The organism is Streptomyces sp. 4N124 (assembly GCF_052245395.1).
Classification (GTDB): domain Bacteria; phylum Actinomycetota; class Actinomycetes; order Streptomycetales; family Streptomycetaceae; genus Streptomyces.
In genome coordinates, this window is record NZ_JBQQBS010000069.1 from 20,443 (window position 1) to 44,706 (window position 24,264).

At 70.7% G+C, this 24,264-nt stretch carries 20 protein-coding genes and 1 pseudogene; 10 read left to right on the forward strand and 11 right to left on the reverse strand.

What is annotated here, in order from left to right; translation table 11 throughout:
• Nucleotides 1–27 precede the first annotated feature (27 nt).
• From ACTWQO_RS41910 to ssd, 4 genes are all read right to left on the reverse strand, one after another.
• Complete coding sequence (locus ACTWQO_RS41910; RefSeq protein WP_443242625.1) at nucleotides 28–813, reverse strand: type II secretion system F family protein; 786 nt, start codon at nucleotides 811–813, stop codon at nucleotides 28–30.
• A gap of 152 nt (nucleotides 814–965) precedes the next feature.
• Nucleotides 966–1,826 carry a type II secretion system F family protein gene (locus tag ACTWQO_RS41915; protein ID WP_443242626.1) on the reverse strand — a complete coding sequence of 287 codons (861 nt, stop codon included), beginning with the start codon at nucleotides 1,824–1,826 and terminating at the stop codon, nucleotides 966–968.
• On the reverse strand, nucleotides 1,819–3,018 hold the full coding sequence (locus ACTWQO_RS41920; RefSeq protein ID WP_443242627.1) for a TadA family conjugal transfer-associated ATPase: 1,200 nt from the start codon (nucleotides 3,016–3,018) through the stop codon (nucleotides 1,819–1,821). Before ACTWQO_RS41920 ends, ACTWQO_RS41915 begins: the two co-directional genes overlap by 8 nt.
• Nucleotides 3,015–4,127, reverse strand: a complete 1,113-nt coding sequence (gene ssd, locus ACTWQO_RS41925; protein WP_443242628.1) for a septum site-determining protein Ssd — start codon at nucleotides 4,125–4,127, stop codon at nucleotides 3,015–3,017. Before ssd ends, ACTWQO_RS41920 begins: the two co-directional genes overlap by 4 nt.
• 597 nt (nucleotides 4,128–4,724) lie before the next feature.
• Here ssd and ACTWQO_RS41930 point away from each other — a divergent pair.
• Complete coding sequence (locus ACTWQO_RS41930) at nucleotides 4,725–5,558, forward strand: HAD family hydrolase (RefSeq protein ID WP_443242629.1); 834 nt, start codon at nucleotides 4,725–4,727, stop codon at nucleotides 5,556–5,558.
• A gap of 435 nt (nucleotides 5,559–5,993) precedes the next feature.
• Here ACTWQO_RS41930 and ACTWQO_RS41935 read toward each other — a convergent pair whose 3' ends face one another.
• Nucleotides 5,994–6,818 (reverse strand): oxidoreductase, encoded by an 825-nt coding sequence (locus ACTWQO_RS41935; RefSeq protein ID WP_443242630.1) that lies wholly within the window; start codon nucleotides 6,816–6,818, stop codon nucleotides 5,994–5,996.
• A gap of 101 nt (nucleotides 6,819–6,919) precedes the next feature.
• Here ACTWQO_RS41935 and ACTWQO_RS41940 point away from each other — a divergent pair, with 101 nt between their 5' ends.
• Complete coding sequence (locus tag ACTWQO_RS41940; RefSeq protein ID WP_443242631.1) at nucleotides 6,920–7,900, forward strand: nucleotide-binding protein; 981 nt, start codon at nucleotides 6,920–6,922, stop codon at nucleotides 7,898–7,900.
• A 6-nt stretch (nucleotides 7,901–7,906) separates the two neighbouring features.
• Here ACTWQO_RS41940 and ACTWQO_RS41945 read toward each other — a convergent pair whose 3' ends face one another.
• Nucleotides 7,907–9,181, reverse strand: a complete 1,275-nt coding sequence (locus ACTWQO_RS41945) for a hypothetical protein (RefSeq protein ID WP_443242632.1) — start codon at nucleotides 9,179–9,181, stop codon at nucleotides 7,907–7,909.
• 336 nt (nucleotides 9,182–9,517) lie between these two features.
• On the opposite strand from ACTWQO_RS41945, the gene ACTWQO_RS41950 reads away from it, so the two are divergent.
• The 6 genes and pseudogenes from ACTWQO_RS41950 (at nucleotide 9,518) to ACTWQO_RS41975 (ending at nucleotide 17,479) form a co-directional block, all read left to right on the forward strand.
• Nucleotides 9,518–11,875, forward strand: a complete 2,358-nt coding sequence (locus tag ACTWQO_RS41950; protein ID WP_443242633.1) for a bifunctional SulP family inorganic anion transporter/carbonic anhydrase — start codon at nucleotides 9,518–9,520, stop codon at nucleotides 11,873–11,875.
• A gap of 202 nt (nucleotides 11,876–12,077) precedes the next feature.
• Nucleotides 12,078–14,033 carry an acetate--CoA ligase gene (acs, locus tag ACTWQO_RS41955; protein ID WP_443242634.1) on the forward strand — a complete coding sequence of 652 codons (1,956 nt, stop codon included), beginning with the start codon at nucleotides 12,078–12,080 and terminating at the stop codon, nucleotides 14,031–14,033.
• 211 nt (nucleotides 14,034–14,244) lie between these two features.
• A pseudogene (nhaA, locus tag ACTWQO_RS41960) lies at nucleotides 14,245–15,695 on the forward strand (Na+/H+ antiporter NhaA).
• A 60-nt stretch (nucleotides 15,696–15,755) separates the two neighbouring features.
• Nucleotides 15,756–16,244 (forward strand): phage holin family protein, encoded by a 489-nt coding sequence (locus tag ACTWQO_RS41965; RefSeq protein ID WP_443242635.1) that lies wholly within the window; start codon nucleotides 15,756–15,758, stop codon nucleotides 16,242–16,244.
• The gene (locus ACTWQO_RS41970; RefSeq protein WP_443242636.1) at nucleotides 16,241–17,170 is read left to right on the forward strand and encodes an alpha/beta fold hydrolase; all 930 of its coding nucleotides are present in this window, start codon (nucleotides 16,241–16,243) and stop codon (nucleotides 17,168–17,170) included. The genes ACTWQO_RS41965 and ACTWQO_RS41970 overlap by 4 nt, the downstream gene beginning before the upstream one ends.
• A 129-nt stretch (nucleotides 17,171–17,299) precedes the next feature.
• Nucleotides 17,300–17,479, forward strand: a complete 180-nt coding sequence (locus ACTWQO_RS41975; protein WP_301982934.1) for a hypothetical protein — start codon at nucleotides 17,300–17,302, stop codon at nucleotides 17,477–17,479.
• 12 nt (nucleotides 17,480–17,491) lie between these two features.
• Here the strand turns inward: ACTWQO_RS41975 and ACTWQO_RS41980 are convergent, their stop codons facing one another.
• The 3 genes from ACTWQO_RS41980 to nth all read right to left on the reverse strand — a co-directional run bounded on the left by ACTWQO_RS41980 (nucleotide 17,492) and on the right by nth (nucleotide 20,468).
• Nucleotides 17,492–18,691: a MarP family serine protease gene (locus ACTWQO_RS41980; RefSeq protein ID WP_443242637.1), complete on the reverse strand. Its 1,200-nt coding sequence runs from the start codon at nucleotides 18,689–18,691 to the stop codon at nucleotides 17,492–17,494.
• A gap of 123 nt (nucleotides 18,692–18,814) precedes the next feature.
• A complete protein-coding gene (locus tag ACTWQO_RS41985) occupies nucleotides 18,815–19,510 on the reverse strand; it encodes an NUDIX hydrolase (protein ID WP_443242638.1) in 696 nt (231 codons plus the stop codon).
• A gap of 61 nt (nucleotides 19,511–19,571) precedes the next feature.
• Nucleotides 19,572–20,468: an endonuclease III gene (nth, locus tag ACTWQO_RS41990; RefSeq protein ID WP_443242646.1), complete on the reverse strand. Its 897-nt coding sequence runs from the start codon at nucleotides 20,466–20,468 to the stop codon at nucleotides 19,572–19,574.
• A 285-nt stretch (nucleotides 20,469–20,753) separates the two neighbouring features.
• Here nth and ACTWQO_RS41995 point away from each other — a divergent pair, with 285 nt between their 5' ends.
• Both ACTWQO_RS41995 and ACTWQO_RS42000 read left to right on the forward strand, forming a co-directional pair.
• The gene (locus ACTWQO_RS41995) at nucleotides 20,754–21,428 is read left to right on the forward strand and encodes a Crp/Fnr family transcriptional regulator (protein WP_155056914.1); all 675 of its coding nucleotides are present in this window, start codon (nucleotides 20,754–20,756) and stop codon (nucleotides 21,426–21,428) included.
• Between the two features lie 60 nt (nucleotides 21,429–21,488).
• A complete protein-coding gene (locus ACTWQO_RS42000; protein ID WP_443242639.1) occupies nucleotides 21,489–22,313 on the forward strand; it encodes a nucleotidyltransferase domain-containing protein in 825 nt (274 codons plus the stop codon).
• Here the strand turns inward: ACTWQO_RS42000 and ACTWQO_RS42005 are convergent.
• Both ACTWQO_RS42005 and ACTWQO_RS42010 read right to left on the reverse strand, forming a co-directional pair.
• Nucleotides 22,310–23,140 (reverse strand): MBL fold metallo-hydrolase, encoded by an 831-nt coding sequence (locus tag ACTWQO_RS42005; protein WP_443242640.1) that lies wholly within the window; start codon nucleotides 23,138–23,140, stop codon nucleotides 22,310–22,312. The genes ACTWQO_RS42000 and ACTWQO_RS42005 overlap by 4 nt on opposite strands.
• A gap of 223 nt (nucleotides 23,141–23,363) precedes the next feature.
• Entirely contained in the window at nucleotides 23,364–24,230 is an 867-nt protein-coding gene (locus tag ACTWQO_RS42010) for an NUDIX hydrolase (protein WP_443242641.1), read from the reverse strand.
• Between the last annotated feature and the right edge of the window lie 34 nt (nucleotides 24,231–24,264).

Below are 24,264 nucleotides of genomic sequence, written 5' to 3' on the forward strand. Positions count from 1 at the left end.
CGTACGTCCTTCACACGCGCCGTACCGTCATCCACCACCCCCTCCCAGCACCCCGCCCGCGAGCCCGATCACCACGGGCAGCACACCGACCGCGATGAAGGCGGGCAGAAAGCACAGGCCCACCGGAACGGTGACCATGACGGCCGCCCGTCTGGCCCGTGTGGTCGCGCTACGGGCCCAGTCGGCGCGGGCCTGCGCCGCGAGGTGGGCGACGGGTCCGGCCGCCGGGATCCCGGACACGTCGGCCCGCTCCAGCAGCCGCGCCAGCGCCCCGGCCCCCGGCAACGAGGCCAGCCTCCGCCAGGCCTCACCGGGTTCACGGCCGAGCCGCACCTCCGCCGCACCCCGCGCCAGCGCTTCCCCCACGGGGCCTCCCAGGGCCTCGCCGACAGCCTGTGCGGCGATCACCGGACCGGCGCCGGCGGCAATGCAGGCCGCCAGCAGGTCGGCCGCGAGCGGGAGTTGACGCGCCGCCTCACCGACGTCGATTGCCTCGCCCCGCCCAGCGCCCTCCTGCCGACGACGCCACCGCCACAGCCCGACCGCACCGACCAGCCCCACGACGATCCCGGCGACCCCGCCGACGACAGCCCACCCGGCGCCCAGAACCCCCGCCACCGGAGCCCACCGCCGCACGGCGCCCCGCACATCGACGTGCAGCCCCGCGGAAGCCACCTCCAGCCCCAGCAACTCGGCGACCCGCCGCCGCACCCTCCGCTCACGCCGTACCGCCCCGACCCACCGCACCACCCACCCGAGCACCAGCACGGCCCCCAGAGCCGCCCCCACCCTGTGGAAAACTTCCGCACTCACTCCGCCTCCTTCTCTCGATCCCGACCGATACCGACCCATCTCGATCTATCTCGACTGATCCCGACCGACCCCGGCCAATCCAGGCCGATTCCCACCGAGTTCAGCGCCGGGCATCCACGCATTCGCCGTCACCCCTCACACCACCCCCGCCTTCACATCACCTCCGCCCCTCGCACAATCCGGGCAACCCACCACACCCCCACCACCTCCAGCAGCCCCCCGACCACCAGGCACCCGAACCCGGCCCCGGTGTGCAGCAGGACATGCAGCGGGTCGGCACCGAGAGCCGTCCCGAGGCCGAGCCCGAAGGCCGGCAGCGCGGCGAGCATCACCGCCGTGGAGCGGGCGCCGGCCAACTGGGCTCGCAGATCGGCCCGTTGGTCCCACTCCGCGCGCAGCGCCGCCTCAAGCCGGTCGAGCCCCGCCGCAAGCCCCGCCCCCTGGTCCACGGCCACTCGCCAGCAGGCCGCGAGCCCCAGCAGTCCCTCGGCCCCCGGCTGCCGTGCCGCGCCCGCCAGCGCACCCGGCACGTCCCCGCCGAACCTCGCCGCAGCCAGCACCGCCGCCTGCGCGCCCCCGAGCCCGCCGGAGTCGCGCGCCGCACACAGGAGTGCCTCACCCGGCTGCCGCCCGGCCCGCACCTCCCCGGCGAGCGCCGCGCACAACGCGATCACCCCGTCCGCGCGCCGCTCCCGCGCCCGCCGCGCCTCCGCGGCCAGCCGCAGCCGCCGCAGCAAAGGCACTCCGGCGGCCCCCGCGACGAGCGGCAGCACCGACGCACCCAGCACCGCCAGCACCAGCCCGGCGGCCGGTGCCCACCACTCGACCCGCAGCCGCCCGCGGAGCCGCCGCAGCCGGCCGACCGCATCCCGCCACGCGGGTGGACCGGTCCCCACCACCCCGCCACCCGCGAGCAGCAACTCCGCCCGCCGCGCCCCGGAGTGCCATCCACCCATCAGCCAGACGACGGCCCCGGCACACGCCACAGCAGCCCCCGACGACAGCTCACCCATCCCGACCACTCCTCCGCTCCCCGGCACCGCACTCGTCCGCCGGAACCCCCAGCAACTCCCGCAACCGCCCCCACCCCCGCTCCCGCACAAAGGCCTCCTCGCCCCACCGCAGCGCCGGCACCGTCCGCACCAGCCCGGACGGGTCCCGCTCCAGCACATGGACCTCGGCGATCCGCCGCCGCCCGGCCCGGTCGCGCACGAGATGCAGTACGACCGCCAGAGCGGCCGCCAACTGGCTGTGCAGGGCGGCCCGGTCGAGCCCGGCCGCCGTGCCGAGCGCTTCCAGCCGGGTCGGCACGTCCGCGGCCGCGTTGGCGTGGACGGTCCCGCAGCCGCCCTCGTGGCCGGTGTTCAACGCGGCCAGCAGATGGACCACTTCGGGCCCGCGCACCTCCCCCACGACGAGCCGATCGGGTCGCATCCGCAGGGCCTGCCGCACGAGGTCCTCGAGGGTGACGAGGCCCGCGCCCTCCTGATTGGCGGGCCGTGTCTCCAACCGCACTACGTGCGGATGGTCGGGCCGCAGCTCCGCCGAGTCCTCGGCGAGCACGATCCGCTCGCCGGAGCCGACGAGCCCCAGCAGTGCGCTCAGCAGCGTCGTCTTGCCGCTGCCGGTACCGCCGCTGATCAGGAAGGACAGCCGGGCTTCCAGCAGCGCCCGCAGCACCCGGTCCCCGCCAGGCGGCACCGTGCCCGCCGTCACCAGCTCGTCGAGCGTGAAGGCCCGGGGCCGTACGACCCGAAGGGCCAGGCAGGCACAGCCCACGGCGACCGGAGGCAGCACCGCATGCAGCCGTGTCCCTTCGGGCAGCCTGGCGTCCGCCCACGGCCGTGCGTCGTCCAGCCGCCGCCCGGCCACCGCGGCCAGACGCTGCGCAAGACGTCGTACGGCCGACGCGTCCGTGAAGGAGACCGCCGTCAGCTCCAGTCCGCCGCCCCGGTCGACCCACACCCGGTCCGGGGCGGACACCAGGACGTCGGTCACCGACGAGTCGGCGAGCAGCGGTTCCAATGGGCCGCTGCCGACCAGCTCGGACCGCAACTGCCGGGCCGCGCCGAGAACTTCGGCGTCGCCCAGCACCCGCCCCTGCTCCCGAAGCGCCTGTGCCACGCGCGCGGGTGTCGGCTCGGCACCGCTTTCGGCCAGCCACTGACGCACGCCGTCGAGCAGCGGCCCGGAGAAGGTGTTCATGCGGCGTTCGCCTCCATCAGCGCCCGCTCCCAGAACCCCTTGCAGAACCGCGCCAGCGGTCCGCGTCCGGAGGCCCCGGGCGGCGACTTGCTCTCGTGCGGACGCAGCAGCACGGATTCCACGGGCACTTCGCCGGCCAGCGGCAATCCGAGCAGTCGGGCCACCTCGCGGTCGTCGAGGCCGGGCGCGTACGGTCCGCGCACCGCCACCCGCAGATCGCGCAGGACCATGCCGACGGCGGAGGCCACCCGCCCGGCGGCAGCGACCGCGCGCAGCTCGGCGGGCACCACGAGCAGCCCGACGTCGAGCTGCGCGAGTACCTCGGCGACGCCGTCGTCGATACGGCGGGGCAGATCGACCACGACCGTGCCGCCCCGGCGTCGGGCGGCGGCGAGCACCGCGCGTACGGCCTGCGGCGGGACGGCGATACGGTCGCCGCGATCCCAGCTGAGCACCCGCAGCGAGTGCAGCCGCGGCAGCGACTCCTCCAGGGCGCCGCCGCCGACCCGCCCGCGCGAGGCGGCGAAGGCGGGCCAGCGCAGGCCCTCGGCGGTCTCGCCACCGAGGAGCACGTCGAGTCCACCGCCCAGCGGATCGGCGTCGACGAGGAGTGTGCGCAGCCCCTCCCGTGCGGAGGTGACGGCGAGAGCGCACGCGAGCGTGGACGCGCCGGCCCCGCCACGGCCTCCGATGACGCCCACGGTGAGCGCGGGCCGCCCGACACCCTCCGCCACGTCGGCGATGCGGTCCACCAGCCATTGCTCGCCATCGGGCAGCATCAGCACATGGTCGGCGCCGATCTCGACGGCCCGTTTCCAGACGCCGGGGTCGTCCTGGTCCCGGCCGACGAGCACGACTCCCCTTCTGCGCGCGGCCCCGCGCACCCGCCGCACCGCGTCGTCCCCGACGAGGACCAGCGGCGCCGCCTCCCAGCGGCCTCTGGGCTCCGGCACCCCGTGGTGCACCTCGGGTGTGGCACCGGCCGCCGCGCACAGGCGCAGCAGGTCGTCCAGCAGATCGGCGTCTTCCGTGACGATCAGCGGTCCGCCCTGTCGCCCTCCGGCGGTGGGCTGCGGATCGTGTGTGACGGCTGCGGCCACGATGTCCATCCCCCTTCGCGCGGGCCCGCACAGGACCCGCGACACACCTCTCGCGCAGCCCCTGGGGCCCCGCGATTCCCAAACGTGTGAAGAACCGGCAACCGGCCTCCATATGAACGGCCGATAGGAACCGGCCAAACACGCCCGACAAACCGGAACCGGCGATGAAGTCGGCCCGGTCGGGGCGCGCTGGAATCACGGTGCAGCGAACCGGGAAATCGTGTGGATCTTGGTCGATAACTGTGGACAACTCGACGGTTGTGAATATCGCCGTCACCCATACCGGTGACCCCTGTACTGCCCGCTGTGCGACTTCCACAGAGCAGCCCAACGACTACACTCAGTCACATATCATGGGCATGCCAAGGGCTCCCGAAAGTCGCCTCGCGATGGCCCTACAGCCGTGTACAGAAGGAGGAAAACCCGTCCGGACATGCGACGACCCCCGCCGGGGGGGAGAGCGGGGGTCGCCTCCACGGCCGACTCGGGGGGGGAGGAGCCGGACCGGGTTAGCACGGTCGCGAACGATCCGTGACTTCCATGGTGTACCCGAGAGCCCTCTCAGGCAAACCCACGCGCCCACCTTACGCCGAATGGGCTGCCCCTATGCTCAGGGTTGTGGAAAACCACTCCTTGCCCCGCACAGCGGCCTTCTTTGACCTGGACAAGACGGTCATTGCGAAGTCGAGCACGCTCACCTTCAGCAAGTCGTTCTACCAAGGCGGGCTGATCAACCGCAGGGCCGCCTTGCGCACCGCCTATGCCCAGTTCGTCTTCCTCGCGGGCGGCGCCGACCACGACCAGATGGAGCGGATGCGCAAGTACCTGTCCGCGATGTGCCGCGGCTGGAACGTCCAGCAGGTGAAGGAGATCGTGGCCGAGACCCTTCACGATCTCATCGACCCGATCATCTACGACGAGGCCGCCTCCCTCATCGAGGAGCACCACACCGCAGGGCGGGACGTCGTGATCGTGTCCACGTCTGGTGCCGAGGTGGTCGAGCCCATCGGCGAACTGCTCGGCGCGGACCGGGTGGTCGCCACCCGCATGGTCGTGGGCGACGACGGCTGCTTCACCGGAGAGGTGGAGTACTACGCCTACGGTCCGACGAAGGCCGAGGCGGTCAGGGAACTGGCCGAATCCGAGGGGTACGACCTCGCGCGCTGCTTCGCCTACAGCGACTCGGCGACCGATCTGCCGATGCTTCAGGCGGTCGGCCATCCCCATGTCGTGAACCCCGACCGCACACTGCGCCGTGAAGCACTCGCGCGCGGGTGGCCGATTCTGGACTTCCACCGCCCGGTACGGCTCAAGCAGCGGATGCCCACCCTCTCCGTGCCGTCGCGTCCGGCGCTCGTCGCGGCAGCCGCCATAGGGGCCGCGGCGGCCACCGCGGGCCTCGTCTGGTATGCCAGCCGGCGTCGAACCACAGCTGCCTGACCTGCTCCGTTGCCGCCACGCGCGCGTGCTTCGACATATCGGTGACCGTTTAGTACGCCTTTGGACATAAAAGTAAAGAAGTGCAGCCACCACTTCCGCTTGCCCGGGTCCTGGAGTACAAAGGAGTCAACGGCCCGCGAGACCAAGGACATCCGAGAGGATCACCTTAATAACGCATTTGGCCCCACGGACCGAGCATGGACACCGGGCACCCACGCGACGTCGACCCGTCGATTACGGGCCAGCCGCACCAGGGACGGGCGAAGTCCCGACCTGATGGGCAATACATCGAGGACGCTTGGTACCCCGGTGGACATGCCAGCGGCGGTACGAGGACTCGTACCGCCGCAACCCTTCAAGCCCCCTTCGGGGGGCTTTTTCATGCGCCTTTTCTCACTGCATTCTTACTGCCGCGCCGACCCCGCAATTCGCCTGCTACGCCGCCCCGCGCTGCAGCGCCTCGCACACCGCCGTCGACTCTCGCGCCCCCAGCTCGACCGCCCTGCCGCAGTGGGCGATCCAGGCGGCCATGCCCTCCGGAGTGCCGGAGACGTAGCCGTCGAGCGCCGCCAGATAGGCCGCGCGGCCCAGTTCCGCGTGGCCGACCTCCGCCGGACAGACCGACTTCGGGTCGAGGCCGCTGCCGACCAGGACGATGCGCGCGGCCGTGCGCGCGACCAGGCCGTTGTGGGAGGCGAAGGGCCGCAGCGCGAGGAGTTCCCCGTGCACGACCGCGGCCGTGACCAGTGCGGGTGCGGAACTCCCCGCGATGATCAGCTCGGACAGGCCGTCCAGCCGCCCCGACACTTCAGCCGCGCTCGGCAGCGGCAGTTCGACCAGCGGCTCGTCGACCGGCTCGCCCTCCTGGCGGGGCCGCCCGACCTCGTCGGAGTCGCTCGCCGCCGCCACCAGATGCAGCCGGGCCAGCACACGCAGGGGTGACTGGCGCCAGACGGACAGCAGTTGGCCCGCCTCTGCGGTCAGCCTGAGGGCCGCACCCATCGTGCGGGCCTCGTCGTCGCCGCTGAAGTCGGTGCGCCGGCGCACCTCTTCGAGGGCCCAGTCGGCACCGGACAGCGCCCCGGAGCCGCGGGCACCACGCAACGCCGCCTCGGAAGTGATCTCGTTGCTGCGACGCCGCATGATCCGGTGGCCGTAGACCCGGTCCACGGCCTTGCGCACGGACTCCACGGACTCGGCCACTCCGGGCAGCGAGCCCAGGGCCGCGAGCGGATCGGCGGTCGCACCTGTCGTACTCATGAGTACGACACTAGCCACACCGGGCGCGCACCCCACGATGGAGTGGTCTTCTTCACGCCCGTCTGCCACGTACAGCTATCGTCGCACTACCCTTCGTGAACATGAAAATTGCTTTCGTCGGGAAGGGCGGCAGTGGCAAGACCACGCTGTCCTCCCTGTTCATCCGTCATCTCGCGGCCGACGGCGCACCGGTCGTCGCGATCGACGCGGACATCAACCAGCACCTCGGGGTCGCGCTCGGCCTGGACGAGACGGAGGCGGGCGAGCTGCCCGCGATGGGCGACCGGCTGTCGATGATCAAGGACTATCTGCGCGGCACCAACCCCCGCATCACCTCCGCCGGGACGATGACCAAGACGACGCCGCCCGGGGAGGGCTCACGGCTGCTGCGGGTCCGCGAGAACAATCCGGTGTACGACGCCTGCGCCCGGCCGGTGGAACTCGACGGCGGCGCCGTCCGTTTGATGGTCACGGGCCCCTTCACGGACGCCGACCTGGGGGTCGCCTGCTACCACTCCAAGACCGGAGCGGTGGAGCTGTGCCTGAACCACCTGGTGGACGGCCGTGACGAGTATGTCGTGGTCGACATGACGGCGGGCTCGGACTCCTTCGCCTCCGGGCTGTTCACCCGCTTCGACATCACGTTCCTCGTCGCCGAACCGACCCGGAGGGGGGTCTCCGTCTATCGCCAGTACAAGGAGTACGCCGCCGACTTCGGGGTCGTCCTGCAGGTCGTCGGCAACAAGGTGCACGGCCAGGAGGACCTCGACTTCCTGCGCGCCGAAGTCGGGGACGACCTGCTGGTGTCGGTGGGGTACTCGGACTGGGTGCGGGCCATGGAGAAGGGCCGGCCACCCCGGTTCGAGTTCTTGGAGGACGCGAGCCGCCGCGCCTTGCGCCTGCTGCGGACGGCCGCCGACGCGACGTACGAGTTGCGCGACTGGGAGCGCTATACGCGTCAGATGGTCCACTTCCATCTGAAGAACGCCGAGTCCTGGGGCAATGAACGCCTCGGGGTCGACCTGGCCGCGCAGATCGACCCCGGCTTCGTGCTCGGCGAGGGTGTCGGCACCCCCGCGTGACGGTTCCTACCGCTGGTCGGCCGGTGCTCCGGGCGCGCCCTTCGGGGCCGGGGCCGGGCGGGCGGACAGGAAGGACGCCCAGCCCTGCTTCGGGGCCTCGCCGACCTTCAGGGTGCGCAGCTTGCGCAGCGTCATGGGGTCCTGGGCGTCCAGCCAGTCGGCCAGTTGCCGGAAGGAGACACAGCGCACCTCGGGCTTGGTGCACACCTCCTCGATGACCTCCTGGACGGCCCGCATATAGGTGCCGCCGTTCCAGGACTCGAAGTGGTTGCCGATGATCAGGGGTGCGCGGTTGCCGTCGTAGGCCCGGTAGAAACCCTTGAGCAGGCCGTCCCGCATCTGGTCGCCCCAGTAGTCGTACTTGTCCGGGTCGCCCTGGGTGGTGGTGCCGGACTGGTTGACCATGAAGTTGTAGTCCATGGTGAGCTGTTCGTAGGTGTGCCCGGGGAACGGCACGAGCTGCATCGACAGGTCCCACAGGCCCAGCTTCTTCTTCGGCCAGACCTGGTCGTTGACGCCGCTGGTGTCATAGCGGAAGCCCAGGTCGCGGGCCGCTTTCATGAAGTTCTCCTGGCCTTCCAGACAGGGTGTGCGGGCGCCGATGAGTTCCTTGTCGTAGTCGAAGGGCAGTGGGGCCGCCTTTCGCATGCCGGTGTTGGTCTTCCAGGACTTCACGAATCGTTTCGCCTGGGCGATCTCGTCCTTCCATTCCTCGACCGACCACTCGCCGACCCCGCCTCCGCTGCCGCAGAAGTGACCGTTGAAGTGGGTGCCGATCTCATTGCCCTCCAGCCATGCCAGGCGCAGTTGCTTGGCGGTGTCGGCGATGCCGCGGTCGTCGTTGAAGCCGATGTCGGAGCGGCCGGGCGCGTGCTGCGGAGGTCTGTACAGGTCGCGCTTCCCCTCGGGCAGCATGTACACGCCGCTGAGGAAGTACGTCATCGTCGCGTCGTTCTGCTTGGCGACCCTGCGGAAGTGGGAGAACAGCTTCTGGCTGTCCTCGCCCGCGCCGTCCCAGGAGAACACGACGAACTGCGGGGGTTTCTGACCGGGCTTCAGGCGTTCGGGTCTGGGCAGATGCGGCTGGGCTCCGGTGTACGAGGTGGAGCCGTCACCGATCAGACGGACCACGCTCTTGGGCGCCGCCGCTGCCTGCTGCGGGCCGGGGGCTCCTTGTTCTGCGCCCTGGGGACCTGTGTCCTCCGCCGTACAACCGGCGAGGGAGGCGGCACAGGCCGCGGCGGCCACGGCGCCGGCGGCGATCCTCTGGGTGGCGGCCATACTCCGCCCACCTTTCCTTCTCTCAGGCCAACGCTGATGAGTCGATCTCGGGTGATGTGCCGGGAAGGGCCGACAGTGGCGCCAAGGTCGCACGGGGCAGAGAAGGAATTAATACGACAAGCCGATAAAAAGATCGCTTCACTCATGAGAGTTATGCATTAGCCCATTTGCTCGAAAAATCTATGCTCGCCCTTTACTCTCCATTACGATCCATTTACCGAGCGTTGATTCATCCCGCCGCTGCACGCCGTGACCCACGGCCGCGACCCGACCCCCCGCCACCGAGCGGAGGACCACCAGATCCGCGACCGCGCTGCCCCGGAGGAGACGGGAACCATGTCAGCCTGCGTCCCCACCCGCCCATCCGATTCCCCCCGGCCCGAGCACGAGCCCCACAGCCCTCCGCCGTCCCGGCGCCGCTTCCGTATCGCGGGCGCCGATGTGTCGGCCTCGATCGCGGTCTTCCTGATCGCTCTGCCCCTGTCCCTCGGCATCGCCCTCGCCACCGGCGCGCCCCTCCAGGCCGGACTGGTCGCCGCCGCCGTGGGCGGGCTCGTCGCCGGACGCCTCGGCGGCGCCCCGCTCCAGGTCAGCGGCCCCGCGGCCGGCCTGACGGTGGTCACCGCCGATCTCATCCAGCGCTACGGCTGGCGTACGACCTGCGCCATCACCGTGCTCGCCGGTCTCGCCCAACTCGGCCTGGGCTTCCTGCGCGTGGCGCGCTCCGCGCTCGCCGTGAGCCCCGCCATCGTGCACGGCATGCTGGCCGGCATCGGCGCCACCATCGCCGTCGCCCAACTGCACATCGTCCTCGGCGGCACCCCGCACAGCTCGGTCGTCGACAACGTGCGCGAACTGCCCTCCCAGCTGGCCGACCCGCATCCCACCGCCCTGTCCATGAGCGCCCTGACGCTGGCCGTGCTGCTGGTCTGGCCACGGATTCCGGGCCCGGTGGGGCGAGTCGTACGACTGCTGCCGGCGCCCCTCGCCGCGGTGGCGACGGCGACGGCGGTGGCCGCTCTCGCCGGGTTGCGGCTGCCCCGGGTCGATCTGCCCTCGTGGAGCAGTCACGCCCTGGCCGGGCTGCCGGAAGGCCCGGTGCTCGGGATCGTCGCCGCCGTCCTGACCATCACCCTGGTCGGCGGAGTGGAGTCGCTGCTGTCCGCGGTGGCCGTGGACAAGCTGGCCGCCGCCCGGACTCAGGCGCCGCCCGTGCCACGCGCCGACCTCGACCGGGAGCTGCGCGGCCAGGGCGCCGCCAATATCGTCTCGGGCACGCTCGGCGGACTGCCGGTCACCGGGGTCGCGGTGCGCAGCGCGGCGAATGTCCAATCCGGTGCCGTGAGCCGGAACTCCACGATGCTGCACGGCGTTTTCGTAGTAGTCGCCGCGCTGCTGATGGTCCCGATCCTGGAGCTCATCCCGCTCGCCTCGCTCGCCGCCCTGGTGATGGCCGTCGGCATCCAGATGGTGTCCCTGCACCACATCCGCACGGTGACCCGCCACCGAGAAGTGCTGGTGTACGCCGTCACCACACTCGGCGTGGTGCTCCTCGGCGTCCTGGAGGGCGTGGCGCTGGGGATCGCCGTGGCCGTCGCCGTCGCCCTGCATCGCCTCACCCGCACACGCATCACGCACGAAGAGAAGGAAGGAGTCCATCACGTCCATGTACGAGGGCAGTTGACGTTCCTCGCGGTGCCGAGGCTCAGCCGTGCCCTGCATCTCGTGCCCGAAGGGGCCCATGTCGTCGTCGAGTTGGACGGCTCCTTCATGGACCATGCGGCGTACGAGTCACTGCAGGACTGGCAGAACGCGCACACCGCGCACGGCGGCACCGCCGAGGTGAGCGGCCGTCGCACCGGGGTCCGGATCGCCGAGCCCGTCGGCACCGGTAACGGTGAGCACGCCGGCTGCCGTTGCCGTCCCTGGACACCGTGGCGCAACCACCAGTGCGAACCCCCGCGGTCCGCGGCCATGCCCGACGGGCAGCCGACCGGCCTCGCCGAAACGGCCGAGATCGGGCCCAGCAGTCATGAACTGGCCCGTGGCATCGACGCGTTCCACCGCAACACCGCGCCGCTGGTGCGGGGCGAGCTGGCCCGGCTGGCGCGCGAGGGACAGCAGCCGGTTCAGCTCTTCCTCACCTGCGCCGACTCACGGCTGGTCACGTCGATGATCACCTCCAGTGGTCCGGGCGATCTGTTCGTGGTGCGCAATGTGGGCAACCTCGTGCCGCCCCCCGGTCAGGAGAGCGGGGACGACTCGGTGGCGGCCGCGATCGAGTACGCGGTGGAGGTGCTGAAGGTGCGGTCCATCACGGTGTGCGGGCACTCCGGGTGCGGAGCCATGCAGGCGCTGCTCGACTCCGAGTCCGGTGACGTCCAGACGCCGCTCAAGCGGTGGCTGCGGCACGGGGTACCCAGCCTGGAGCGGATGGCCGACGACAGCCGCCCCTGGGCCCGGCTGGCCGGACGCCGGCCCGCCGACGCGGTCGAGCAGCTCTGCCTGACCAATGTGGTCCAGCAGTTGGAGCACCTGCGCGCCCACGAGTCGGTGACCCGCGCGCTGCGCGAGGGCTCGCTGGAGTTGCACGGGATGTACTTCCACGTGGGTGAGGCGCAGGCGTACCTGCTCGCCGAGTCGGACGGGGGCGAGGTGTTCGGCTGGGTGGGCGCGGCGGACGTATCGGCGTGACCAGCGATGTGAGAGGCGTTACACCATCTGAACTCGCCGGCTCCGCCGTCCGTGGGAAGGGATGACCCCGGCCACCAGAAGACCGCTACGGAACCGGATCGACAGGTCTAAACCAATTTCCGGTCGACCCTTGTCATCGGGCCCCCCGGTCTGATGAGCTGTGGCCTGGGACACAACGGACACCCTGGGAAAGGGAGATGTCGTGAGCAACGAAAGCCTGGCCAACCTCTTGAAAGAGGAGCGACGCTTCGCGCCGCCCGCTGACCTGGCCTCGAACGCCAACGTCACGGCAGAGGCGTACGAACAGGCCAAGGCTGACCGGCTCGGCTTCTGGGCCACGCAGGCCCGGCGGCTGACCTGGGCCAAGGAGCCGACCGAGACACTGGACTGGTCGAACCCGCCGTTCGCCAAGTGGTTCAAGGACGGCGAGCTGAACGTCGCGTACAACTGCGTCGACCGGCATGTCGAGGCGGGGCACGGCGACCGGGTCGCCATCCACTTCGAGGGGGAGCCCGGCGACAGCCGCGCCATCACCTACGCCGAGCTGAAGGACGAGGTCTCCAAGGCCGCGGGAGCCCTGCTGGAGCTGGGCGTGCGCAAGGGCGACCGGGTCGCCGTCTATATGCCGATGATCCCCGAGACCGCGATCGCGATGCTGGCGTGCGCCCGGATCGGCGCAGCGCACTCCGTGGTCTTCGGCGGTTTCTCGGCGGACGCGCTCGCGACCCGTATCCAGGACGCGGACGCCAAGGTCGTCATCACGTCCGACGGCGGCTACCGGCGCGGCAAGCCGTCCGCGCTGAAGCCGGCCGTCGACGAGGCGATCACCAAGGCGGGCAATGTCGAGCATGTGCTCGTGGTCCGCCGTACGGGCCAGGAGGTCGCCTGGAACGACGAGTTGGACGTGTGGTGGCACGAGATCGTCGATCGGCAGTCCGCCGAGCACACGCCGGAACCCTTCGAGGCCGAGCAGCCGCTGTTCATCCTCTACACGTCCGGTACGACGGGTAAGCCGAAGGGCATCCTGCACACCTCGGGCGGCTACCTCACGCAGGCCGCGTACACCCACCACGCCGTCTTCGACCTCAAGCCGGAGACGGACGTGTACTGGTGCACGGCCGACGTCGGCTGGGTCACCGGGCACTCGTACATCGTCTACGGGCCGCTGGCCAACGGCGCGACCCAGGTGATGTACGAGGGCACGCCGGACACCCCGCACCAGGGGCGGTTCTGGGAGATCGTGCAGAAGTACGGGGTGACGATCCTCTACACGGCGCCGACCGCGATCCGTACGTTCATGAAGTGGGGCGACGACATCCCCGCGAAGTTCGATCTCTCCTCCCTCCGTGTCCTCGGCTCGGTCGGTGAGCCCATCAACCCCGAGGCCTGGATCTGGTACCGCAAGCACATCGGGTCCGACCGGACGCCGATCGTGGACACCTGGTGGCAGACCGAGACCGGCGCGATGATGATCTCGCCGCTGCCGGGCGTCACGGAGACCAAGCCGGGTTCCGCTCAGGTCCCGCTGCCCGGTATCTCCGCGACCGTCGTCGACGACGAGGCGCGGGAGGTGCCCAACGGCGGCGGTGGCTATCTGGTGCTCACCGAGCCGTGGCCGTCGATGCTGCGCACCATCTGGGGTGACGACCAGAGGTTCCTGGACACGTACTGGTCGCGGTTCGAGGGCAAGTACTTCGCCGGTGACGGGGCGAAGAAGGACGACGACGGCGACATCTGGCTGCTCGGCCGGGTGGACGACGTCATGCTCGTGTCCGGGCACAACATCTCCACGACCGAGGTGGAGTCGGCGCTCGTCTCGCACCCGTCGGTCGCGGAGGCGGCCGTCGTCGGTGCGGCCGACGAGACGACCGGGCAGGCCATCGTCGCCTTCGTGATCCTGCGCGGCACGGCGTCGGAGACCGAGAACCTCGTCGCCGACCTGCAGAGCCACGTCAGCGCCGCCCTCGGCCCCATCGCCAAGCCGAAGCGGATCCTGCCGGTCGCGGAACTGCCGAAGACCCGCTCCGGCAAGATCATGCGCCGTCTGCTGCGGGACGTGGCGGAGAACCGTCAGCTCGGCGATGTCACCACGCTGACCGACTCGACGGTCATGGACCTCATCCAGGCGAAGCTTCCGGCGGCGCCGAGCGAGGACTGAGCGAGGCAGAGGACTGAAGAACGCCCTCAGGGGCACCCGGCGACAAGCGCGCCGGGTGCCCCTTTTGCGATTAACGTGAAGATCCCCCGACGAGCCCGGCCGCATCTTAGGTAAGCTAAGCAAACCGTCAAGAACGTAACAACGAATCAAGGTGCGCCGGGAAGTCTGGTCGGCATGTGTTCCGTCCTGCCCACCGACCGGAGGTCTCCTCGTGGCCGCGCCCGCCCGCAACAGGGAAAACGCCAGCAACCGCAAGGTTTTCGGACGTCTGTCCCTGCCCGAGCGAACCTTCGTGGCGGACGCCCTGCGCGCCGAGACGGTCGGCGGTGTGCTGCTGCTCCTCGCCGCGATCGCCGCGCTGATCTGGGCGAACGTACCGGCGCTGCACGACAGCTACGAAAGCGTCAGCCACTACCACCTCGGCCCGGAAGCGCTCGGCCTGAACCTCTCCATCGCGCACTGGGCGGCCGACGGACTGCTCGCGATCTTCTTCTTCGTCGCCGGTATCGAGCTCAAGCGTGAGCTGGTCGCCGGTGATCTGCGCGACCCCAAGGCCGCCGTGCTCCCCGTCGTCGCGGCCCTGTGCGGGATGGCCGTACCGGCGCTCGTCTACACCCTCACCAACGTCACCGGCGGCGGCTCGCTGGAGGGCTGGGCCGTGCCCACCGCCACCGACATCGCGTTCGCGCTGGCGGTGCTCGCGGTCATCGGTACGTCCCTGCCGAGCGCCCTGCGTGCCTTCCTGCTGACCCTCGCCGTCGTCGACGACCTGTTCGCGATCCTGATCATCGCGGTCTTCTTCACCGACACCATCGACTTCGCCGCGCTCGGCGGTGCCGTCGCCGGCCTGCTCGTCTTCTGGCTGCTGCTGCGCAAGGGCGTACGCGGTTGGTACATCTACGTCCCGCTCGGCCTCGTCATCTGGGGGCTGATGTACAACAGCGGCATCCACGCCACGATCGCGGGCGTCGCGATGGGCCTGATGCTGCGCTGCCACCGCCACGAGGGCGAGGACCACTCCCCCGGCGAGCGCATCGAGCACCTCGTACGGCCGCTGTCGGCGGGCCTCGCCGTGCCGCTGTTCGCGCTGTTCAGCGCCGGTGTCTCCCTTTCGGGGGGCGCCCTGGGCCACGTATTCGCCCAGCCGGAGACGCTCGGCGTGGTCCTGGGTCTGGTCGTCGGCAAGGCGCTCGGCATCTTCGGGGGCACGTGGCTGACGGCACGTTTCACCAGGGCCTCGCTCAGCGACGACCTCGCCTGGCCTGACGTGTTCGCGGTGGCCTCGCTGGCCGGGATCGGGTTCACCGTCTCGCTGCTGATCGGCGAGCTGGCCTTCGACGGCGACGCGGGGCTGACCGGCGAGATCAAGGCCGCCGTGCTGCTGGGCTCGCTCATCTCGGCGGGTCTGGCGACCGTCCTGCTGAAGGTGCGGAACGCCAAGTACCGCAAGATGTGCGAGGACGAGGAGCGCGACGACGACCTCGACGGCATCCCGGACATCTACGAGGAGGACGACCCGGCGTACCACCTGCGGATGGCCGGCATCTATGAGCGCAAGGCCGCCGAGCACCGCCGGATCGCCGAGTTGATGACCGCGGAGAACGGCACGGGCATGCCGAAGTGACGACCGGGGCAGGCGACGAGGACGACGGTCCGGCATGATCTGACGGGACGGTACAAAATGACCGTCGAAAAGAAGTCAGGCAGGAGAGGGAGACCGCGATGAGCGCACCCGACGGCAGCCCGGTCGGTACCGAACGCAGCATCGGCCAGCTGTTCGCCTCGGCGACCACCGAGATGTCCGCGCTGGTGCACGACGAGATCGCGCTGGCCAAGGCGCAGCTCAAGCAGGACGTCAAGCGCGGGGCGATGAGCGGCGGCGCGTTCTCGGTGGCCGCCGGCGTGCTGGTGTTCTCCCTGCCGATGCTGAACTTCGCGCTGGCGTACGGCATCCGGACCTGGAGCGACTGGAATCTCGCGGTCTGCTTCCTGCTGTCCTTCGCGGCGAACGTGCTGATCGCGCTCGTCCTGGCGCTGGTCGGCGTCGTGTTCGCGAAGAAGGCCAAGAAGGGCAAGGGCCCACAGAAGGTCGCGGCCTCCGTGAAGGAGACGGCGGTCGTCCTGCAGAAGGCCAAGCCGCACCCGCGTGCCGAACTGCCGCAGGACCGGGTCCCGGAGGCCATCGAAGCTGTGGCACGCTCGTCGTCATGACCGACCCTTCGGCGCAGCCCGCCTCTGTCGTACGGCCGGACGGTCCCTGGACACACAGGGAAGTGGCCGCCAATGGCGCGCGCTTCCACATCGCCGAGATGGGCGACGGGCCGCTGGTGCTGTTGCTGCACGGCTTTCCGCAGTTCTGGTGGACCTGGCGGCACCAGCTCGTCGCGCTCGCCGACGCCGGGTTCCGGGCCGTCGCGATGGACCTGCGGGGCGTCGGCGGCAGCGACCGTACGCCCCGGGGTTACGACCCGGGCAACCTCGCCCTCGACATCACGGGCGTCGTACGGTCGCTCGGCGAGCCGGACGCCGCGCTCGTCGGGCACGACCTGGGCGGCTATATGGCGTGGACGGCGGCCGTGATGCGCCCGAAGCTCGTACGGCGGCTCGCGGTCACCTCGATGCCGCATCCGCGGCGCTGGCGGGCCGCGATGCTCTCCGACGTCCGGCAGACGGCCGCGGGTTCGTACATCTGGGGGTTCCAGCGGCCCTGGATCCCGGAGCGGCAGCTCGTCGCGGACGACGGGGCGCTCGTCGCCCGGCTGATGCGGGACTGGTCCGGGCCGAGCCTGCCGGACGACAAGGCGGTGGAGACGTACCAACGCGCCATGTGCATCCCGTCGACCGCGCACTGCTCGATCGAGCCGTACCGGTGGATGGTGCGGTCCCTCGCCCGTCTGGACGGCGTCCAGTTCAACCGGCGGATGAAGCGGCCCGTACGGGTCCCGACACTCCATCTCCACGGCTCCCTGGACCCGGTGCTGCGGACCCGCAGCGCGGCCGGCTCCGGAGAGTACGTCGAAGCGCCGTACCGCTGGCGCCTGTTCGACGGGCTCGGGCACTTCCCGCACGAGGAGGATCCGGTGGCCTTCTCGACCGAACTGATCAGCTGGCTGAAGGATCCCGAACCCGATCGGTGACCGTGTCGACGCGGGCCGTGTCGCCCGTTCGGAACAACCGTCCTACGAACAGCCAAATGCCTGGCGCATAAGCCAATTGGGGGGCGTGGGGGCGGTTATCGACCTTGGGGCAGGGGCACACGTCCGGGTATGGGCTGGACGCACGACTACAGTGACGCGGCACGCAATCGACGCTCGGGCAACGCCCTGAGCTCTCACCAGCGAGGCACCCCGCAGCTGCCGGGCACCGACCTCCGCGTGGGCATCCCGCACATCCTGCGCCGCCGGGCCCGCTGGGTCTCCGTGCGGCTGCGTCATACGCGCGGCTGAGCTCCGTACGGCCTACAGAGCGCAGTCGTCGCTGTCCACCCGCTGGTTCGCGGTGCGCCCCTTGGCGATGTCCTCCTGGATCTCGTCCGCGGTGAGCGCGTACCCCGTCTCGGCGTCGTCGAGGGACTTGGCGAAGACCACGCCGTACACCTGGCCTTCGGGGGTGAGCAGCGGGCCACCGGAGTTGCCCTGGCGGACGGTCGCGTACAGGGAGTAGACGTCGCGGCTGACGGTGCCGCGGTGGTAGATGTCCGCACCGCTGGCCGTGATGCGCCCGCGGACCCGCGCGGACCGCACGTCGTACGCCCCGTTCTCCGGGAAGCCGGCGACGATCGCGCTGTCCCCGCTGCCGGCGTCCTCGGTGGTGAACTTGAGCGCCGGAGCGTCCAGATCGGGTACGTCGAGTACGGCGATGTCGCGCTCCCAGTCGTAGAGGACGACCGTCGCGTCGTACTTCCTGCCCTCGCCGCCTATCTGGATGGTGGGCTCGTCGACGCCGCCGACGACATGCGCGTTGGTCATGACGCGGCGGTCGGAGAAGACGAAGCCGGTGCCTTCGAGGACCTTGCCGCAACTCTCGGCGGTGCCCATGACCTTGACGATGGAGCGCTGGGCGCGGGCGGCGACGGGGCTGCCCGCGAGGGCCGGGTCCGGGGGCGCGACCTCCTTGATCGGCTCGTTCGAGAACGGGCTGAAGACCTGCGGGAAGCCGTTCTGCGCGAGGACCGAGGTGAAGTCCTTGAACCAGGTGTCGGCCTGGGTGGGCAGGGCCTCCGACACCCCCAGCAGCACCTTGGAGTTGCGGACCTCCTTGCCCAGCGTGGGCAGCGTGGTCTGCGCGAGGGCGGAGCCGATGAGCCAAGCGACCAGGAGCATCGCCAAGACGTTGACGAGCGCTCCGCCGGTCGCGTCCAGCGCGCGGGCCGGGGACCAGGTGATGTACCGGCGCAGCTTGTTGCCGAGGTGGGTGGTGAGCGCCTGGCCGACGGAGGCGCAGACGATGACGACGACAACCGCGACGACGGCGGCGGTGGTGCCGACCTCGGCGTTGTCGGTCAGCGCGTCCCAGATGACGGGCAGCACATAGACCGCGACGAGACCGCCGCCCAGGAAGCCGATCACCGACAGGATGCCGACGACGAAGCCCTGGCGATAGCCGACGATCGCGAACCACACGGCGGCGACCAGCAACAGGATGTCCAGCACGTTCACCGCTTCTAGCCTCGCCTCATCACTTCGCGGTCCCCACAGTCGGCTTCGGGGGTCCACCCTGCCGCGCAGCGGCGATCGAACACAGCGTTCCCCCCGGGTAGACACAACACGGCGCCCACCTTGTCATGACCGCCAGTCGAGCGGGACCTGCTTCTCTCGGTCCCATGGTCGCTCCCAGCCCGCGTAGTGCAGCAGGCGGTCGATGATCCCCGCCGTGAACCCCCACACCAGGGCCGATTCGACCAGAAATGCCGGTCCTCGGTGGCCGCTGGGGTGAACGGTGGTGGCGCGGTGGGCGGGATCCGTGAGATCCGCCACGGGAACGGTGAAGACGCGCGCGGTCTCGTTCGGATCGACCACATCGACCGGGCTCGGCTCGCGCCACCAGCCCAGCACCGGGGTCACGACGAAGCTGCTGACCGGGATGTACAGCTTGGGCAGCACGCCGAAGAGCTGGACGCCGCCCGGGTCAAGGCCGGTCTCCTCCTCGGCCTCGCGGAGAGCGGCCCGCAGCGGCCCGTCGGTCTTCGGGTCGCCGTCCTCGGGGTCGAGGGCACCGCCCGGGAAGGACGGCTGCCCGGCGTGCGAGCGCAGCGAACTCGCCCGCTCCATCAGCAGCAGCTCGGGACCGCGCTCGCCCTCGCCGAACAGGATCAGTACGGCGGACTGGCGCCCCGCGCCGTTCTCCGGCGGCAGGAAGCGGCTCAGCTGGAGCGGCTGCACCGTCTCCACCGCGCGCACCACCGGATCGAGCCAGCCGGGCAGGCCCTCCTTGCTGAGCGCCACCGAGCCGCCCTGTGTATCGCTTGCGCGCGTCATCGCCACCCCCGTCGTCCTGCACTGCCCAACGCGGGACGGCACCGAGATCGTTCCTGAGGACTCATCCGGCCGCCAGCGGCGGCGCCGGCTTGCCGCCCGCGTCCAGATACGCCTGCGGAGGCTTCAGGCGCTGGCCCGGGAAGCCGCCCTTCTCGTACTTGAGCAGCTTCTTCGCCTTCTCCGGGTCCGTCTCGCCCTCGCCGTACGCCGGGCAGAGCGGGGCGATGGGGCAGGCGCCGCAGGCGGGCTTGCGGGCGTGGCAGATGCGCCGGCCGTGGAAGATCACGTGGTGCGAGAGCATCGTCCAGTCGCTCTTCGGGAAGAGCGCGGCGACAGCGGCCTCGATCTTGTCCGGCTCGGTCGCGTCGGTCCACTGCCAGCGCCGCACCAGCCGCTGGAAGTGCGTGTCCACGGTGAGGCCGGGGCGGCCGAAGGCGTTGCCGAGCACGACGAACGCGGTCTTGCGGCCCACGCCGGGGAGCTTCACGAGGTCTTCGAGCCTGCCGGGGACCTCGCCGCCGAAGTCCGCCACGAGGGCCTTCGACAGCCCCATCACCGACTTGGTCTTGGCCCGGAAGAAGCCGGTCGGGCGGAGGATCTCCTCGACCTCCTCGGGGTTGGCGGTGGCAAGGTCCTCGGGCGTCGGGTACTTGGCGAAGAGCGCCGGGGTGGTCTGGTTGACGCGGAGGTCGGTGGTCTGGGCGGACAGCACGGTGGCCACCAGGAGCTGGAAGGGGTTCTCGAAGTCCAGCTCGGGGTGGGCGTACGGGTAGACCTCGGCGAGCTCGCGGTTGATCCGGCGGGCTCGGCGGACGAGGGCGGTGCGGGACTCGTCCTTCGGAGGCTTCGGGGCCTTCTGAGGCTTCGAAGGCGCCTTCTTCACCGCGGCCTTCTTTTTCGCAAGCTTCTCCACAGGCTCCTTTGTCACTTTTGTCGCTTTCTCTCCGCCGGTGGGGATCTGTTCGCCCACAGCAGAATCCCGACGTACAACCACCCGTCCAGCCCCCTTGGCCTGTGCTCTCACCGGCGATTTGGACACCCGGCCAGCCTAAAGCCCGGCACTGACATCCGCCCCGGACCCGGGAGATCGGCCCCCGATTGGACCCCTGCCGCGTACCTCGGCACACCTGTGCGGCATCCTTGTGACAGATCACACTGTTTGGACCGTCCGGCAAAATGGGGAGCACGGTCCCCTGGTACGCGGGGGAGTGATCCCCTGAGCAGGTCGACAAGGAGAGAACTCGTGGACGACGTTCTGCGGCGCAACCCGCTCTTCGCGGCGCTCGATGACGAGCAGTCCGCGGAGCTGCGCGCCTCCATGAGTGAGGTGACCCTCGCACGTGGCGACTCCCTGTTCCACGAGGGCGACCCGGGCGACCGGCTCTATGTCGTCACCGAGGGCAAGGTCAAGCTCCACCGCACCTCGCCCGACGGCCGCGAGAACATGCTGGCCGTCGTCGGCCCCGGCGAGCTCATCGGCGAACTGTCGCTCTTCGACCCGGGCCCGCGCACGGCGACCGCCACCGCGCTGACCGAGGTCAAGCTGCTGGGCCTGGGCCACGGCGACCTCCAGCCCTGGCTGAACGCCCGCCCCGAGGTGGCCACCGCGCTGCTGCGCGCCGTCGCCCGCCGGCTGCGCAAGACCAACGACCAGATGTCCGACCTGGTCTTCTCCGACGTCCCCGGCCGTGTCGCGCGCGCCCTGCTGGACCTCTCCCGCCGCTTCGGCGTGCAGTCCGAGGAGGGCATCCACGTCGTCCACGACCTCACGCAGGAGGAGCTGGCCCAGCTGGTCGGCGCCTCCCGCGAGACGGTCAACAAGGCGCTCGCCGACTTCGCCCAGCGCGGATGGCTCCGCCTCGAGGCGCGCGCGGTGATCCTGCTGGACGTGGAGCGGCTCGCCAAGCGTTCGCGGTAGCCACGCAGTTGACGACGTCAACGACCGGCCCCGGCGATTCCGTCAGGGCACAGTGACCCCATGGCCGCAGCCGTTCCCCGCAGAGGGCTCGACTCCCTCGGCTTCATCGAGCGTGAGGGCACTCTCGGGCGGGTCCCGCCCGACTTCCGTCCGGTCGTCGCCGCCACCCGGGACCGTGTACTCGATCTCTTCGGGGCGCGGTTGGACAGCGCGTACCTCTACGGGTCGATTCCGCGGGGCACCGCGCGCGTGGGGCGCAGTGATCTGGATCTGCTCGCCGTGCTGCGCGAGGAGCCCGGTGACGCGGACCGGGAGGGGGCGCGGACGCTGGGTGAGGCGGTCGACAAGGAGTTTCCGCAGGTCGACGGGGTCGGGATCCTGCTGGTCAGCCGGGCACAGGTGCTGAGCGAGCTGGAGCGGTACGGCCTGGGGTGGTTCGTCGCATGCCTGTGCACGCCGCTGCTCGGCGAGGATCTCGCCGAGTACCTGCCGCGCTACCGGCCCGACTCGCTGCTCGCCCGCGAGACCAACGGTGACCTCGCGACGCTGCTCCCCCGCTGGCGCGAGCAGATCGCCGCGGCCGACTCCGCCGACGAGGCCCGGCGGCCCCTCGTACGCCTCATGTCCCGCCGCCTCGTCCGCACCGGCTTCACGCTCGTGATGCCGCGCTGGAACGGCTGGACGAGCGATCTGGCCGAAATGGCCGAGGCGTTCGCCGCGTACTACCCCGCGCGCGGGGAGCAGATGCGTGCCGCCGCCGTCCTCGGCTGCGAGCCGACCGGCGACCCTGACATCCTCACGTCGTACGTCGACGACCTCGGGCCGTGGCTCGCCGAGGAGTACGCGCGCGTGCACGGCGTCAAAGCGCCCCGGCCCAACTCCTAGATGAGGCCGTGCTCCTCCAGGTAGTCCAGCTGGGCCCGTACCGACAACTCCGCCGCGGGCCACAGGGAACGGTCCACGTCCGCGTACACATGGGCGACGACCTCCGGCGGCGTGCGGTAGCCGTCCTCCACGGCCGTCTCGATCTGGGCGAGACGGTGGGCGCGGTGGGCGAGATAGAACTCGACGGCGCCCTGGGCGTCCTCCAGGACCGGTCCATGGCCCGGCAGGACGGTGTGGACGCCGTCGTCGACGGTGAGGGACCTGAGCCGTCGCAGGGAGTCCAGATAGTCGCCCAGGCGGCCGTCGGGGTGCGCCACGACCGTCGTGCCGCGGCCCAAGATCGTGTCGCCGGTCACGACCGCCCGGTCGGCCGGGAGATGGAAACACAGGGAGTCCGAGGTGTGCCCGGGCGTCGGTACGACCCTCAGCTCCAGGCCGCCGACCGTGACCACATTCCCTGCGGCCAGCCCTTCGTCACCCAGCCGCAGCGCCGGGTCCAGGGCCCGCACGTTCGTGCCCGTCAGTTCGGCGAAACGGGCGGCGCCTTCGGCGTGGTCGGGATGACCGTGCGTCAGCAGGGTCAGGGCGATGCGCTTGCCGGCCTTCTCGGCCCTGTCGAGGACGGTGCGCAGGTGGCTCTCGTCCAGTGGGCCCGGGTCGACCACCACGGCCAGTTCGGAGTCGGGCTCCGACAGGATCCACGTGTTGGTGCCGTCCAGGGTCATCGCCGAGGCGTTGGGCGCAAGGACGTTGACGGCCCGTGGGGTGGCGGGGCCCGAGAGGACCCCGCCCCTTGGCTGGCCGGGGAGGGCGGCTGCGTCCGTCATGCGGAGGTTCCTCCCGTCAGGCTGGGCAGCACGTCAGGTCGCCGATCGGAGGCCGGCACAGCGTCCCGAAGCCTGCGAAGCAGTGCGAGGGGCGCACGAGGAATTGGGTCCCCGCCCCTCGGCTGGCCGGGAAGGGCGGCTGCGTCCGTCATACGAGGGGATCCTCCGGGGGGTACGGGGTGGCGGTCCGGTTCGTGCGAGGGGCTCTGGCGTGCGTCATGCTTCAGGCCCCGCCCGTGGGGATGTGCTTCGTGAACTCGTCGTGGCCCGGCCAGGACAGCACGATCTCGTCGTCCTCGAGGCGGGCCTTGGCCAGGACAGGGGTCATGTCACGTTCGGGGGCGGCGGCGAGCGCCGCGGCGGCCGTGGCGTACGGGGACAGCTGACGCAGGGTCGCGATGGTGGGCGGCATCATCAGCAGCTCGCCCTTGTCGTACGTCGCGGCGGCGTCGGCCGGTGCCGTCCACACCGTGCGGTCGGCCTCCGTGGAGACGTTCCGGGTGCGCTGGCCCTCGGGGAGGGCGGCCACGAAGAACCAGGTGTCATAGCGGCGGGGTTCGAACTCCGGGGTGATCCAGCGGGTCCAGGCGCCCAGCAGATCCGACCGCAGGACCAGGCCGCGGCGCTCCAGGAACTCCGCGAAGGACAGGTCCCGGGCGACCAGGGCGGCACGGTCCGCCTCCCAGTCGTCGCCGGTGGTGTCACCGACGACCGAGTCGGGGGTGGGGCCGGCGAGAAGGACGCCTGCCTCCTCGTACGTCTCCCGGACCGCCGCGCAGACGATCGCCTGAGCCGCCGTGGTCTCGTCGACGCCGAGTCTGTCCGCCCACCACGCGCGCGTGGGGCCCGCCCAGCGGATGTGGTGGTCGTCGTCGCGCGGGTCGACTCCGCCGCCCGGATACGCGTACGCGCCTCCGGCGAAGGCCATGGAGGCGCGTCTGCGCAGCATGTGGACGGCGGGGCCGGCGTCGGTGTCCTTCAGGAGCATGACGGTGGCCGCGCGCCTCGGGGTGACCGGGGTGAGGGTTCCTTCCGCGAGGGCGCGGATCAGGGCCGGCCACTCCTGGGGATACCACTGCCCGTTTGCCATGGGCGGAGGGTATCCCGGGGTGGGCTGATGTTCG

Coding starts and splice junctions, on each gene's coding strand:
- ACTWQO_RS41915 (WP_443242626.1), bottom strand. CDS start 1,826: ATGGGTGAGCTGTCGTCGGGGGCTGCTGTGGCGTGTGCCGGGGCCGTC.
- ACTWQO_RS41920 (WP_443242627.1), bottom strand. CDS start 3,018: ATGAACACCTTCTCCGGGCCGCTGCTCGACGGCGTGCGTCAGTGGCTG.
- ssd (WP_443242628.1), bottom strand. CDS start 4,127: ATGGACATCGTGGCCGCAGCCGTCACACACGATCCGCAGCCCACCGCC.
- ACTWQO_RS41930 (WP_443242629.1), top strand. CDS start 4,725: ATGCTCAGGGTTGTGGAAAACCACTCCTTGCCCCGCACAGCGGCCTTC.
- ACTWQO_RS41935 (WP_443242630.1), bottom strand. CDS start 6,818: ATGAGTACGACAGGTGCGACCGCCGATCCGCTCGCGGCCCTGGGCTCG.
- ACTWQO_RS41940 (WP_443242631.1), top strand. CDS start 6,920: ATGAAAATTGCTTTCGTCGGGAAGGGCGGCAGTGGCAAGACCACGCTG.
- ACTWQO_RS41945 (WP_443242632.1), bottom strand. CDS start 9,181: ATGGCCGCCACCCAGAGGATCGCCGCCGGCGCCGTGGCCGCCGCGGCC.
- ACTWQO_RS41950 (WP_443242633.1), top strand. CDS start 9,518: ATGTCAGCCTGCGTCCCCACCCGCCCATCCGATTCCCCCCGGCCCGAG.
- ACTWQO_RS41965 (WP_443242635.1), top strand. CDS start 15,756: ATGAGCGCACCCGACGGCAGCCCGGTCGGTACCGAACGCAGCATCGGC.
- ACTWQO_RS41970 (WP_443242636.1), top strand. CDS start 16,241: ATGACCGACCCTTCGGCGCAGCCCGCCTCTGTCGTACGGCCGGACGGT.
- ACTWQO_RS41975 (WP_301982934.1), top strand. CDS start 17,300: ATGGGCTGGACGCACGACTACAGTGACGCGGCACGCAATCGACGCTCG.
- ACTWQO_RS41985 (WP_443242638.1), bottom strand. CDS start 19,510: ATGACGCGCGCAAGCGATACACAGGGCGGCTCGGTGGCGCTCAGCAAG.
- ACTWQO_RS42000 (WP_443242639.1), top strand. CDS start 21,489: ATGGCCGCAGCCGTTCCCCGCAGAGGGCTCGACTCCCTCGGCTTCATC.
- ACTWQO_RS42005 (WP_443242640.1), bottom strand. CDS start 23,140: ATGACGGACGCAGCCGCCCTCCCCGGCCAGCCAAGGGGCGGGGTCCTC.
- ACTWQO_RS42010 (WP_443242641.1), bottom strand. CDS start 24,230: ATGGCAAACGGGCAGTGGTATCCCCAGGAGTGGCCGGCCCTGATCCGC.